Source organism: Nocardia sp. NPDC046473, assembly GCF_040645995.1.
Classification (GTDB): Bacteria; Actinomycetota; Actinomycetes; order Mycobacteriales; family Mycobacteriaceae; genus Nocardia.
This window is the reverse complement of the sequence record NZ_JBEYZJ010000007.1, coordinates 154151-165950: the sequence shown is the minus strand read 5'-3', so window position 1 is coordinate 165950 and position 11800 is coordinate 154151. Positions and strand designations below refer to the sequence as shown.

The 11800-nt window shown below is 64.9% G+C and carries 18 protein-coding genes; 2 read left to right on the top strand and 16 right to left on the bottom strand.

Annotated features, from left to right (window positions below):
• Positions 1–85: 85 nt before the first annotated feature.
• Positions 86–2290, bottom strand: a complete 2205-nt coding sequence (locus tag ABZ942_RS25655) for an MMPL family transporter (RefSeq protein WP_357386138.1) — start codon at positions 2288–2290, stop codon at positions 86–88.
• Between the two features lie 34 nt (positions 2291–2324).
• A complete protein-coding gene (locus ABZ942_RS25650; protein ID WP_357386136.1) occupies positions 2325–2762 on the bottom strand; it encodes an EXLDI protein in 438 nt (145 codons plus the stop codon).
• 281 nt (positions 2763–3043) lie between these two features.
• Here ABZ942_RS25650 and ABZ942_RS25645 point away from each other — a divergent pair, with 281 nt between their 5' ends.
• Together ABZ942_RS25645 and ABZ942_RS25640 are read left to right on the top strand one after the other, a co-directional pair.
• Entirely contained in the window at positions 3044–3373 is a 330-nt protein-coding gene (locus ABZ942_RS25645; protein WP_357386134.1) for a DUF6247 family protein, read from the top strand.
• Positions 3374–3631, top strand: a complete 258-nt coding sequence (locus ABZ942_RS25640) for a hypothetical protein (RefSeq protein ID WP_357386132.1) — start codon at positions 3374–3376, stop codon at positions 3629–3631.
• 18 nt (positions 3632–3649) lie between these two features.
• Here the strand turns inward: ABZ942_RS25640 and ABZ942_RS25635 are convergent, their stop codons facing one another.
• The 14 genes from ABZ942_RS25635 to rplC all read right to left on the bottom strand — a co-directional run bounded on the left by ABZ942_RS25635 (position 3650) and on the right by rplC (position 11787).
• Positions 3650–4819 (bottom strand): MFS transporter, encoded by a 1170-nt coding sequence (locus ABZ942_RS25635; protein WP_357386130.1) that lies wholly within the window; start codon positions 4817–4819, stop codon positions 3650–3652.
• 312 nt (positions 4820–5131) lie between these two features.
• Entirely contained in the window at positions 5132–5932 is an 801-nt protein-coding gene (locus ABZ942_RS25630) for a phosphatase (protein WP_357386826.1), read from the bottom strand.
• Between the two features lie 105 nt (positions 5933–6037).
• On the bottom strand, positions 6038–6472 hold the full coding sequence (locus ABZ942_RS25625) for a PIN domain-containing protein (protein ID WP_357386128.1): 435 nt from the start codon (positions 6470–6472) through the stop codon (positions 6038–6040).
• On the bottom strand, positions 6472–6729 hold the full coding sequence (locus tag ABZ942_RS25620; RefSeq protein WP_357386126.1) for a DUF6364 family protein: 258 nt from the start codon (positions 6727–6729) through the stop codon (positions 6472–6474). Before ABZ942_RS25620 ends, ABZ942_RS25625 begins: the two co-directional genes overlap by 1 nt.
• A 118-nt stretch (positions 6730–6847) precedes the next feature.
• The gene (rpsQ, locus tag ABZ942_RS25615) at positions 6848–7120 is read right to left on the bottom strand and encodes a 30S ribosomal protein S17 (RefSeq protein ID WP_357386124.1); all 273 of its coding nucleotides are present in this window, start codon (positions 7118–7120) and stop codon (positions 6848–6850) included.
• Entirely contained in the window at positions 7117–7356 is a 240-nt protein-coding gene (rpmC, locus tag ABZ942_RS25610; RefSeq protein ID WP_039822417.1) for a 50S ribosomal protein L29, read from the bottom strand. Before rpmC ends, rpsQ begins: the two co-directional genes overlap by 4 nt.
• Positions 7356–7772, bottom strand: a complete 417-nt coding sequence (gene rplP, locus ABZ942_RS25605; RefSeq protein ID WP_357386121.1) for a 50S ribosomal protein L16 — start codon at positions 7770–7772, stop codon at positions 7356–7358. Before rplP ends, rpmC begins: the two co-directional genes overlap by 1 nt.
• Before the next feature lie 4 nt (positions 7773–7776).
• The gene (gene rpsC / locus ABZ942_RS25600; RefSeq protein ID WP_040731339.1) at positions 7777–8580 is read right to left on the bottom strand and encodes a 30S ribosomal protein S3; all 804 of its coding nucleotides are present in this window, start codon (positions 8578–8580) and stop codon (positions 7777–7779) included.
• Positions 8581–8982 carry a 50S ribosomal protein L22 gene (gene rplV, locus ABZ942_RS25595; RefSeq protein ID WP_357386119.1) on the bottom strand — a complete coding sequence of 134 codons (402 nt, stop codon included), beginning with the start codon at positions 8980–8982 and terminating at the stop codon, positions 8581–8583.
• A complete protein-coding gene (rpsS, locus tag ABZ942_RS25590; RefSeq protein ID WP_357386117.1) occupies positions 8979–9260 on the bottom strand; it encodes a 30S ribosomal protein S19 in 282 nt (93 codons plus the stop codon). The genes rplV and rpsS overlap by 4 nt, the downstream gene beginning before the upstream one ends.
• A gap of 15 nt (positions 9261–9275) precedes the next feature.
• Positions 9276–10115 carry a 50S ribosomal protein L2 gene (rplB, locus tag ABZ942_RS25585; protein ID WP_357386115.1) on the bottom strand — a complete coding sequence of 280 codons (840 nt, stop codon included), beginning with the start codon at positions 10113–10115 and terminating at the stop codon, positions 9276–9278.
• A 33-nt stretch (positions 10116–10148) separates the two neighbouring features.
• Positions 10149–10454, bottom strand: coding sequence for a 50S ribosomal protein L23 (rplW, locus tag ABZ942_RS25580; protein ID WP_040731336.1), 306 nt, complete (start codon positions 10452–10454; stop codon positions 10149–10151).
• On the bottom strand, positions 10451–11125 hold the full coding sequence (gene rplD, locus ABZ942_RS25575) for a 50S ribosomal protein L4 (protein ID WP_357386113.1): 675 nt from the start codon (positions 11123–11125) through the stop codon (positions 10451–10453). Before rplD ends, rplW begins: the two co-directional genes overlap by 4 nt.
• Positions 11122–11787, bottom strand: a complete 666-nt coding sequence (rplC, locus tag ABZ942_RS25570) for a 50S ribosomal protein L3 (RefSeq protein ID WP_150404057.1) — start codon at positions 11785–11787, stop codon at positions 11122–11124. The genes rplD and rplC overlap by 4 nt, the downstream gene beginning before the upstream one ends.
• Positions 11788–11800 lie beyond the last annotated feature (13 nt).

Sequence of the window (11800 nt, the reverse complement as noted above, 5' to 3'; positions counted from 1 at the left end):
CTGATCGTCACGCGGCCGGTAGGACCCGGACAGCGAAACGGGCTGCCCTCCAGAAACACTGGAGGGCAGCCTGTTTCGGTTTTACTTACCGCCGTTCACCGGTACTCGACCACCCGCCCGTCACACCACTGGGCGCGGTCAGCGGGCGCTCGTCCCGCGCGGAGTGCAGCAACTCGCCCCGCTCGGACGACCCGCCGGACTTCTCGTCCCCATGCCCGGGCCACCAGGCGCGGTGTCCGAGCAACGCCGTCAGCGCCGGGGTGAAGAACATCGCCATCACGAAGGCCGCAATCCCGATGCCGACCGAGATGGCGAATCCCATCTGCGAGAGCACGTTGTTGCCCGCCAACATCATCGAGGCGAAGGTGCCGGCCAGGATCAAGCCCGCCGCCGCGACCGTCGGCCCCGTGTGCCGCAGCGCAAGTGCCGCAGCCTGTTTCGGGTTGTTTCCCTCGCGAGCCTCTTCCCGCAATCGCGCCACCATCAGGATGTTGTAGTCCGTGCCGAGCGCGACCACGAACAGATACATGATCACCGGCAGCGTGAAGATCAGCCCGGATTCACCCTGAATGTGTTGGAACACCAGCACTGCCGCGCCTAGCGTTGCGGCGAACCCGAGGAATACCGACGCCATCAGGTACCACGGCGCGACAAGGCTGCGCAGCAGCAGGGCGAGCACGATCATGATCAAGATGGCGGCCACTGGGAACACGATGGCGTAGTCATGGTTCATCGCGTCTTGGAAGTCGACGAAGACCGCCGTCATGCCGCCGACGGCCGCGGTGGTTCCGGCGGGCGCTGCCGCGTGCGCGGCATCCCGCAGCGGATTGCGGACCGTCTCGATCGCGGCGTCCGACTCGGGTGCGGAGGTGAGCGTCACCTGGAAATCGGCCGTCGCCTTGTCCGCGGACAACCGCGGCTCGCCCACCTGACCCACGCCGGGCACCGTGGTCAGCGCCGCCCGGTAGGTCGTGAGCTGGTCGCTGGTCAGCGCACCTTCGGTCGAGCGAAGCAGGACGTCCGACGGCTGGGTGGCACCGGCGGGCATGCCCTTGAGCAATTCCTTGTTGTAGACCACCGATTCGGATGCGGCCGAGGTCGAGCCCGAACTCAGATCGAAGGTCGGATTGAACCCGACGGCCACGATGCCCAGCGCGACGAGCACGCCACCGGAGACCAGGGCGAACGCCGCGGGCCGACGCCCGAGCGCCCCGCCGAGCGCCGCGAACCGCGCACCCTTCGGCTCCCGCTGCCACGCCTTGGACGGCCAGAACACCTTGGTGCCCAACAGCGAAACGATGGCGGGGACCAGGGTGAGCCCGGCCAGCAGCGCCACCGCGACCGCGATCGCCAGTGCCGGACCCAGCGCCCGGAACATCCCCAGGGTGGACAGGGTCAGCGCCATGAACGCGATGATTACCGCGGCCGCCGCGGAGGTTATCGCCTCACCGACTCGGGTGACCGCACTGACCATCGCGGTCTTCGGGTCCTCCCCCGCCCGCAGCCGTTCCCGGTAGCGGAACATCAGGAACAGGATGTAGTCGGTGCCGACGCCGAACAGCACCACCAGCAGAATGGCGTTCACCGAACTGTCGATCTTCAGGTCGAAAGCCTTGGCCACCATGGCAATCAGTCCGGTGACCACGCTGGAGACCGCGCCGATGGTGACGATCGGCAGCAGCGCGATCACCGGGCTGCGGAAGATGATCAGCAACAACACCAGGATCAAGACGATCGTCGCGGCCCCGATAATGGCCATGCCCTTGTTGCTCGACTCCACCTGATCCAGCATCTGCGCTGCTTGACCGGTGATGCCCGCCTTCAGCTCGGTGCCTTGCACCTGCGCCTTCAGCTCGCTTCGCAGCGCCTTGACCGCATCGCTCTGCGTCGTGTCACTCGCGCTGGTCACCTTTGTCAGCTGCACCGCGATCACCTGGATCAGCCGGTTCTCCGACGGAGGGATCGCCTGTAATCCGGTGACATCCTTGATGTTCGCGCCGGTGAGCTTCGCGCCGATCGACGCGACCGAAGCCGCGTCCGTCTCGCTCAGCGGCGCATTGTCGGCACGTGCGAAGACAATGAGCGCCGCGGGCGCCGCGCTCTGCGGAAAAGCCTTCTGCTGTATATCGAGTGCCTGAATCGACTCGTAATGCGAAGGCAGGAAGTCGGATTGGTCGGTGGTCGAGGTGAGTGTCGGCGCCGCGGCCACCACACCGACGATGATGAGCAGCCACAGGCCGATCACCTTCCACGGATGGTGAACGACCAACTGCCCGAGTCGAGCAAACATGGGGGACAAGTCCTTTCGGTATCCGAGCCGCAGCTCAGATGTCGAGATCCTCGATGGGCGGGTGCTCGGTCGTGTCGACGAGGGTGCGGAAGATCTTGGCCGGAATCCGATCCCGCAGTTCCTCGAACGAATCCACCACCTCCAGGGTGGAGTCGCCCCAGCTCTGCTCGTCGAGATCGAACCCGCTGCGCCAGTCCTTCTTCTTCAATTCCTTGACCCAGTCGGTCATCACCGAGAGATCGGTCCAATCCGTCGTCTTCTTGTGCACCGCATACTTGCCCTTACGCCCCAGATAAACCCGAACCAGCTCGACACCAACCCGGTTGAACTGCGTCGACTCCCCCAAAAGCCGGCCGGCAAACCGCTGCGTCCGCCCACCTCCGGGCCCCACCTTCACAATCACCTCCCGAAACTCCTCCGTCTCCCCCTTCGAGAAGCTCACAACCTCATCAACCACATGCTGTGATTCCATGACAACTCCATCCATAAGTGAGTGCGCATGCGCGCATAGATCCTGCAGTCGGCGAACCCCTCGTCAGTTCCCGTCGACCCCCTCAGATCCAGTACTTCCATGTTCCCGAGCCGCCGTATCCCAGAGCCCCGTTCCCGCCCCACTATATGTAGATGTATACGTATAGCGCAAGACCTAACTCGAACATCGCACGCCAACCTCCTCGAGCTCCGGCCCGTCCGTACGACACCGGACACCGAATGACCTCTGTGGGCGAAATCAGAGCAGCTATCGTTAGGAACATGACCGCCACGTATGCCTACGACGAGCAGCCGAGCAGCGGGCATCCTCTGCGCCCGGGCGCATCGCCACAGGACATCCGCTCGGCGCTGTTGCCCACCGACCGTGCCGAGTTCGATGCCGCGTACGCGCAGGCACTTACCTATGCGCGCGAGAGCCTCGATCTAACAGAGCTGTTCCGTACCCTTGAACTCTGGCGTCGCACCGCGCTCCTGCAGAGTGATCGGGAAAACTACCGCCGGGTGGTTCGGAAAGCAGCGAAGTTACTTACCGGCGAAGAGATTCCAGAAGACGAGCCGCTCGAGGTCACCCGAGCCAAGGCTGACATGTAGGTGTACCGCGTCGAGACCGACCCGGATGTTCATCAACAAATTGCCGCACTTCCCGCAGCCGCTCTTGGGCCATTTGCGGAGCTGATGGTCACGCTCGAAGTCAGTCCGTGGAGCGGTGACTCGATCAACCGCGCGAAGTCAGAGGCACCGGTACGAACGATGGCGTTCGGCGCGAACCACGAAGGGCTGATTACCTACCTTGTCGTAGACGAACGCCGAGAGGTCCATGTGCTCATCGTTCAGTGGGTCGGCGACTAGCGACACGGCGGACAAGGTTCAGGCGCTGACCTGGGTTGTCGCTGACTCCTCGAGAAATGCAGAGCGGCGGCGGTCGCGGAGTGTGAGCAGTAGGGGGAGGCCGAGGCCTATTCCGATGCCCAGGGTTGCGGCGGCGGCGAAGCCTGCCGGGAAGCCGCCTGCGTCGATGGCTATGCCGGCCAGGGAGCTGCCGATGCCGTTGCCGAGGGTGAGGGCGGCGGCGTGCCAGCCGATGGCTTCGCCGCGGCCGCCTTCGGGGACGATGCGGCTCATTTGGTCGATGGAGGCGGTAATGGTTGGGGCGCAGAATATTCCGGCGACGAGGCCGGTGATGGCCAGGGAGATGGGGCCGATGGCGAAGGCCATCGGGATGGTGACCGCGCCGAGGCCGGCCAGCAGGAGGTAGGTCGAGATGGGGCGTTGCAGTGCGCCGTAGACGAGGCCGCCGACGACCGAGCCGAAGCCCCAGACGGCCAGGACCACGCCGAGCCACTGCTGAGCCCCGAACTCACGGATGGCGGAGACGAAGGTGAGTTCGGAGCCGGACAGGACGGCGATGGCCGCGCTCGCGCCGATGCACAGGGCGACGAATTCGATGCGGAACCAGCTGCGGCGCGGGACGGCGGAACTCGACCTGTCCGAGTCCGCGGCGGAGCGTAGCGGCGGGTTCCGCACCCAGAGCAGGACGCCGGCGAGCACCAAAGTCATTTGTACGAAGAACAACACCATCGTCGTCGACCAGATGCCCGCTGCGGCGACGCCGACGATCGGCCCGACCATGAACGCGCACTCGACGGATACCGCTTCCAACGCGAGCGCGGGCTGGCGGTTCTGCTCGGTGGTCGCGGCGATGACGGCCTGCCGGACCACGGTGAAAATCGGGACGTCGAAGAGTCCGGCGATGGCGGCGAGGATGAGCAGCGGAACGTAGTCGACGAACGGCGCGATCGACCAGCACACCGCGCCGACCAGGATGGACGGCGCGATGGTGCGGCGCAGCCCGAACCGATCGAGCAGCCGCCCGCGCCACGGTCCGCTCAGCGCGATGCAGACCGTGACGATCGTGCTGAGCGCACCGGCCTGCACATACGACCCGTGCAGCGTCTGCACGACATGCAGCGCGAGCAGCACTGCCCCGGCAAAGAACGGGATGCGCACCAAGGCCCCGAGCAGCAGCACATTACGCACCGCCGCACTCGACAGAACTATCCGATAGGACCGCACCAACCGAGCTTGTCACGCCCCACCGACAACCCGCCACCGATTAATCCCATGAATTCGGCCGCCTCGGCAAAACGCCTCTGCACCACCCAACGCGCAAGCGGTGGTTCACCTTTCACCTCGGCCGAAGACACCCGCCACGTACCACTCCCGGTATCCGGTGCTACCTCTCGTCGAGATCCGCACCCTCGACCCGACGCCGTTCACTCGACGCTTGGGAAGGGTGCGGTCCCTGAAAGAGGTTGCGGCCGTAGGCTACCGAGCGCAGGCGGAGGGTATTCAGTCAGCGAGCCCGGCGCGGTCGAGCAGATAGTCGGTCATGGGCTCGTAGTACTCGGGGAAGACACCGTCATCGAGGGGAACAGTGACGGCGATTTTGCCCTCGGCATGTCCGGCGAAGAGGGCCGGGTCGTTGCAGTCGGCGAATCCGACGGTGTCGATTCCGGCTTCGCCTGCTGTCCCGGCCCAGCCGTGGTCTGCGATGACGAGATCGGGCCAGGATTGTTCGGGGCTGTCCCGCAGTTCCTGCAGCATGGCCTGCATCGGGTTCGGGTCGTGGGTGTGCTGCATCCGGCCGCCGGTGCTGAGCGCGGCCACGCCTGAGGTGTAGACGATTTCGCGAACCCGCGATCCGTTCGCCGTGATCACCTGATACGACCATCCGGCCGCCGGCGTCAGCACGGTGCAGCCCGCGGCATGCAGCGCATCCTCGACAGCTCGATACACTCCCATCAACGGTCCGGGGTGACCGGTCGCCAACAGCACCGTCTCCTGCTCACGCGCCGCGCGCCCGATCCTGGCCCCCATCTCGTCGAGCGCCGCGATGGTCAGATCCACACCGATGGTGTCGGCACCTTGCCGGTGCCTCGGATCCGGGTTGACTCCGCACAGCCGTGCCATCATGTCCAGCGTCTGGTCGAACGTCCAATCCTTCAGCACCAAACCGAACTGGTACCCAGGATCTTTCGCCACCATCCTGCGGTAGTGCGCCAGGTTCCCCTCCCGCGGCGTCGCGACATCCCCCGCTATCCGAGTCTGCAGCAGATGCTTCCGCAACAGTGCCCGATCATATGGCTGCACCAACAATCCCACCTCCGCATCGGCCGACGCTGCTACCGAGGCCAGGCGCATCGACGCAGTTTCGCCGTCAATACGACACTACAAGGAGGGACTGTGGGTGTCCGATTACTCCGCTGGTTCGAGGAAGGGGTTCCGGACCTCGAGCCCGAGGAAGTCGCGCCCGTGCTGAAGGTCTTCCGACAGTAGATATTTCGCACCGGACTGAGACGCGGCCTCGATGATCAACGCATCCCACCAAGACACCTTGTGCGTTTCCATGAGGAACGAGGCGTTCATGACGATCAAGGGATCCGTGTCGCGGGCGCACCATTCGCTGTACAACGCAATGACGCGGCGAGCTTCGGCCGCACTCAACGGCGGCTTGAACTTGCGCGTGGCAACGGAATAGAACTCCTGCAGAACCTGAGTGCTCAGCAAGCCGACCTTGCGCGCCCATAGATCCGCGAGCACTTCCCGCGCAATCGTGCTGCGATTGTCGTCGCCGGGCTCATAGGCGTAGAGCAGAACGTTGGTATCTATAAAGACTCGTTCCGAGCTCATCAGACCCGAGCCTCATCGCGGTCGTAGAGGTCTTCGCGCCGCCACGTAATGCGACCACCACTCCCGCGCCCCGCCGCCTCCGCCATGAGCTCCAACGCCTGAACCCTCGCGGCCTCGTAACGTGCGTAATCGGCGGCGATCTCGCGCACCTGTTGCGCCAATAGCGCACTGACCGACGTACCCTGCCGCGCCGCGATCACCTTCGCCTGCGCGATCACCTCGTCGTCCAACTGCAGCGTCAGATTCCTTTTGGCCATGCCACAGGATATCACGTGGGCCACGTGAAAATCACGTGGCATTCAGGCCAGCTCCGAAAACGGCGAAGGCCCGCCTCCCAAACAGGAAGCGGGCCTTCGACTTTCAGACCGGAAAGGCTTACTTGGCCTTCTCCAGCACCTCGACCAGACGCCAGCGCTTGGTCGCCGACAGCGGTCGGGTCTCCATCAGCTGGACGCGGTCGCCGATGCCGGCGATCTCGTTCTCGTCATGCGCCTTCACCTTGGAGGTGGTGCGAATGATCTTGCCGTAGAGCTTGTGCCGGTTACGGTCTTCCAGCTCGACGACAATCGTCTTGGTCATCTTGTCCGAGACAACGTAACCGACCCGAACCTTGCGGCTGGCGCGCTGCTCTGCTTTCTGTTCGCTCATGCCGCATCTCCCTTGTCAGCGGGTCCGGAGGCCAGACCGAGCTCGCGCTCGCGCATGACCGTGTAGATGCGCGCGATCTCGTGACGAACCACGCGCAGCCGACGGTTGTTGTCCAGCTGACCCGTCGCCATCTGGAAGCGCAGGTTGAACAGCTCTTCCTTGGAGTCGCGCAGCTTCTGCACCAACTCTTCTTCGGTGAGCTCGCGGAGCTCTGCGGCCGGTGTTTCGGTAGCCATCAGAACTGCTCCTCCCTGGTCACGATCCTGCACTTCATCGGGAGCTTGTGCATCGCGCGGCGCAGGGCCTCGCGAGCGATCTCCTCACTGGGGTAACTCATCTCGAACATCACGCGGCCGGGCTTGACGTTCGCGATCCACCACTCGGGCGAACCCTTACCGGAACCCATGCGGGTTTCGGCAGGCTTCTTGGTGAGCGGGCGATCCGGGTAGATGTTGATCCAGATCTTGCCGCCACGCTTGATGTGGCGGGTCATCGCGATACGTGCCGACTCGATCTGCCGGTTGGTCACGTAAGCCGGCTCCAGCGCCTGGATCCCGTACTCGCCGAACGCCACCGAGGTGCCGCCCTTGGCCATGCCGGAACGACCGGGGTGGTGCTGCTTGCGGTGCTTGACCTTACGAGGCATCAGCATTGCGTCAGCCCTCCTGTGTCTCTGCCGGAGCGTCCACCACCGCGGTGGCGGCGCGCCCGGCCTCGGTGCTGGTCGCCGTGGTACCGGCGGAGCCGGACCGACGCGGGCGAGACGGACGCTCGCGGCGCGGACGATCACGATCGCCTGCCGGAGCGCTGGCGGCGGCGAGCTCACGCTTGCCACCGACGATGTCGCCCTTGTAGATCCAGACCTTCACGCCGATGCGACCGAAGGTGGTCTTGGCCTCGTAGAGGCCGTAGTCGATGTCGGCACGCAGCGTGTGCAGCGGGACACGACCCTCGCGGTAGAACTCCGAGCGCGACATTTCGGCGCCACCGAGGCGGCCCGAGCACTGCACGCGGATGCCCTTGACGTTCGGCGAACGCATGGCCGACTGGATGGCCTTACGCATCGCACGACGGAACGCCACGCGGTTGGACAGCTGCTCGGCCACGGCCTGAGCAACGAGCTGCGCATCCGATTCGGGGTTCTTGACCTCGAGGATGTTCAGCTGCACCTGCTTCTTGGTGAGCTTCTCCAGCTCGGCCCGGATGCGATCGGCTTCGGCGCCACGGCGACCGATGACGATGCCCGGACGAGCGGTGTGGATATCGACACGAACGCGATCGCGCGTCCGCTCGATCTCCACCTTGGAGATGCCCGCCCGCTCCATGCCGGTGGCGAGGAGCTTACGGATGGCGACATCTTCCTTGACGTAGTCCGCGTACTGCTTGTCCGCGTACCAACGCGACTTCCAGTCGGTGGTGATACCGAGGCGGAAGCCATGGGGATTGATTTTCTGTCCCATTTACTTTGCCCCTCCCTTCCGGCGGTTGCGAGTTGCTCCACCGGCGGTGGGGATGCTCTCGACCTCGATGGTGATGTGGCTGGTGCGCTTGCGAATGCGGAACGCACGACCCTGGGCACGCGGCTGGAACCGCTTCATGGTCGCGCCCTCGTCGACGTAAGCCGTCGAGATGACCAGGGTGGCCGGGTTCAGGCCGAGGTTGTTCTCGGCGTTCGCCGCGGCGCTGGCCACGACCTTGGCAACCGGCTCGCTCGCGGCTTGCGGCGCGAAACGGAGGATCGCCAGTGCGTCCTCGACTCGCTTGCCGCGGACCAGGTCCACGACACGACGAGCCTTCATCGGGGTCACGCGAACGTGCTTGGCCGTTGCGCGTGCGGTCGGATTCTGCGTCTCAGTCGTCATCGCCGCTTGCTCTTCCGGTCGTCCTTGATGTGGCTTCGGAACGTCCTGGTCGGCGCGAACTCACCGAGCTTGTGCCCGACCATGTTGTCCGAGACGAACACCGGCACGTGCTTGCGACCGTCATGGACGGCGAAGGTGTGACCGATGAAATCGGGGATGATGGTCGAACGACGCGACCAGGTCTTGATGACCTGCTTCGTGCCCTTCTCGTTCTGCACGTCCACCTTCGCGAGGAGGTGGTCGTCGACGAACGGGCCTTTCTTGAGGCTGCGTGGCATTTCTTACCTCCTCCTTCAGCGCTTGTTCTTGCCGGACTTGCGGCGGCGGACGATGAGCTTGTCGCTCGGGCGGTTGGGCTTGCGGGTACGGCCTTCCGGCTGTCCCCACGGCGAGACCGGGTGGCGACCACCGGAGGTCTTACCCTCACCACCACCGTGCGGGTGGTCGACCGGGTTCATCACGACACCACGGACGGTGGGGCGACGGCCCTTCCAGCGCATGCGGCCGGCCTTGCCCCAGTTGATGTTCGACTGCTCGGCGTTGCCGACCTCGCCGACGGTGGCGCGGCAGCGCACGTCGACGCGACGGATTTCACCGGACGGCATACGCAGCGTGGCGTAGGTGCCTTCCTTACCGAGCAGCTGGATGCTGGATCCGGCCGAACGAGCCATCTTCGCGCCGCCGCCCGGACGCAGCTCCACCGCATGGATGGTGGTACCGGTCGGGATGTTGCGCAGCGGCAGGTTGTTACCCGGCTTGATGTCGGCCGTGGGGCCGGACTCGATCGGGGTGCCCTGCGCGATGCCCTTGGGCGCGATGATGTATCGCTTCTCGCCGTCCACGAAGTGGAGCAGCGCGATGTTCGCGGTGCGGTTCGGGTCGTACTCGATGTGTGCGACCTTGGCCGGGATGCCGTCCTTGTCCAGTCGACGGAAGTCGATCAGACGGTAGGCCCGCTTGTGGCCGCCACCGCGGTGCCGAGTGGTGATGCGACCGTGCGCATTACGACCACCCTTGCTGTGCAGCGGACGGATCAGCGACTTCTCGGGGGTCGACCGAGTGATCTCAGCGAAGTCCGAAACGGACGACCCGCGGCGACCGGGGGTTGTCGGCTTGTACTTACGAATTGCCATGAGTTCTTCTCTTCTTTCTGGAGTCCCAGGCGCTTACGCGACCGGGCCTCCGAAGATCTCGATGGGCTTGCTGTCGGCCGAGATGGTCACGAGCGCGCGCTTGGTGTTCTTGCGCTTGCCGTAACCGAAGCGGGTCCGCTTGCGCTTGCCCTGACGGTTGGCGGTGTTGACGCTGGTAACCGTGACACCGAAGACCTTCTCGACGGCGATCTTGATCTGCGTCTTGTTGGAATCCGGGTGCACGATGAAGGTGTAGGTGCCTTCCTCGATGAGTCCGTAGGACTTCTCCGAGATGACCGGCGCCAGCAGGATGTCGCGGGGGTCGGCGATGGTGGTCACTTGCTCTCCTCCTGTGCCGCCTCGGCGGGGCCGTGCACGAAGGCGTTGAGTGCCTCCACGCTGAACACGACCTCGTCGCTTTCCAGCACGTCATAGGTGTTGAGCTGGTCCGGCGCGATCGGGTGCACGAACTCGAGGTTCTGCACGCTCTTCCAGGCCGCGATGTCCTCACGTCCGAGGACGAGGAGGAACTTCTTGCGGTCCGACAGCTCCGCGAGGAAGCTCTTGGCCGTCTTGGTCGACGGGTCCTGCCCGGCAACCAGTTCGGTGATCACGTGGATGCGCTCGTTACGCGCCCGGTCCGAAAGTGCTCCACGCAGTGCGGCGCGGATCATCTTCTTGGGGGTGCGCTGGCTGTAGTCGCGCGGCTGCGGGCCGTGCACGACGCCACCACCGGTGAACTGCGGCGCACGGGTCGAGCCCTGACGGGCGCGGCCGGTGCCCTTCTGCCGGTACGGCTTCTTGCCACCACCGCGGACTTCACCGCGGGTCTTGGTGGAGTGCGTGCCCTGGCGGGCCGCGGCCAGCTGCGCGATGACCACCTGGTGCATCAGCGAGATGTTCGCGGTCACGTCGAAGATCTCCGAGGGGAGTTCGACGGTGCCATTGGTCTTGCCGCCCAGTTCCTTGACCGGCAGGGTCAGGTTGGCCTTCTTCTCCAGGCTGGTCATGCGTGCGCACCACCCTTCACTGCGCTCTTGACGATCACGACATTGCCGCGACGACCCGGGATCGCTCCCTTGATCAGCAGCAGGCCGTTTTCGGCGTCAACCTTGTGCACCGACAGGTTCTGCGTGGTGACGCGGTCGTTGCCCATGCGGCCCGACATGCGCATGCCCTTGAACACGCGGCCGGGGGTGGCACAGCCACCGATGGAGCCGGGGCGACGGTGCACAGCCTGCGCACCGTGCGAGGCGCCCTGACCCGCGAAGCCGTGACGCTTCATGGTGCCGGCGAAGCCCTTGCCCTTGCTGGTACCCGTCACATCGACGTAGGCGCCCTCTTCGAAGACGTCGGCGTTGATCTCCTGGCCGACCTCGAAGGTGGACGCGTCGGCGACGCGGATCTCGGCAACGTGGCGACGCGGGGTGACACCGGCCTTGGCGAACTGGCCGGAGACCGGCTTGTTCACCTTGCGCGGGTCGATGGCGCCGAAGGCAACCTGAACGGCGCTGTAGCCGTCGCGTTCCACGGTGCGGATCTGGGTGATTACGTTCGGTCCGGCCTTGATGACGGTCACGGGGACGACGCGATTCTTCTCGTCGAACACCTGGGTCATCCCGAGCTTGGTGCCAAGGATGCCTGCCGCGGGCCTGTTCTTGTTATCAGTCATATCTCCAGTCCCC

Coding starts and splice junctions, on each gene's coding strand:
- ABZ942_RS25655 (WP_357386138.1), bottom strand. CDS start 2,290: ATGTTTGCTCGACTCGGGCAGTTGGTCGTTCACCATCCGTGGAAGGTG.
- ABZ942_RS25650 (WP_357386136.1), bottom strand. CDS start 2,762: ATGGAATCACAGCATGTGGTTGATGAGGTTGTGAGCTTCTCGAAGGGG.
- ABZ942_RS25645 (WP_357386134.1), top strand. CDS start 3,044: ATGACCGCCACGTATGCCTACGACGAGCAGCCGAGCAGCGGGCATCCT.
- ABZ942_RS25625 (WP_357386128.1), bottom strand. CDS start 6,472: ATGAGCTCGGAACGAGTCTTTATAGATACCAACGTTCTGCTCTACGCC.
- ABZ942_RS25620 (WP_357386126.1), bottom strand. CDS start 6,729: ATGGCCAAAAGGAATCTGACGCTGCAGTTGGACGACGAGGTGATCGCG.
- rpsQ (WP_357386124.1), bottom strand. CDS start 7,120: ATGAGCGAACAGAAAGCAGAGCAGCGCGCCAGCCGCAAGGTTCGGGTC.
- rpmC (WP_039822417.1), bottom strand. CDS start 7,356: ATGGCTACCGAAACACCGGCCGCAGAGCTCCGCGAGCTCACCGAAGAA.
- rplP (WP_357386121.1), bottom strand. CDS start 7,772: ATGCTGATGCCTCGTAAGGTCAAGCACCGCAAGCAGCACCACCCCGGT.
- rpsC (WP_040731339.1), bottom strand. CDS start 8,580: ATGGGACAGAAAATCAATCCCCATGGCTTCCGCCTCGGTATCACCACC.
- rplV (WP_357386119.1), bottom strand. CDS start 8,982: ATGACGACTGAGACGCAGAATCCGACCGCACGCGCAACGGCCAAGCAC.
- rpsS (WP_357386117.1), bottom strand. CDS start 9,260: ATGCCACGCAGCCTCAAGAAAGGCCCGTTCGTCGACGACCACCTCCTC.
- rplB (WP_357386115.1), bottom strand. CDS start 10,115: ATGGCAATTCGTAAGTACAAGCCGACAACCCCCGGTCGCCGCGGGTCG.
- rplD (WP_357386113.1), bottom strand. CDS start 11,125: ATGACCAGCCTGGAGAAGAAGGCCAACCTGACCCTGCCGGTCAAGGAA.
- rplC (WP_150404057.1), bottom strand. CDS start 11,787: ATGACTGATAACAAGAACAGGCCCGCGGCAGGCATCCTTGGCACCAAG.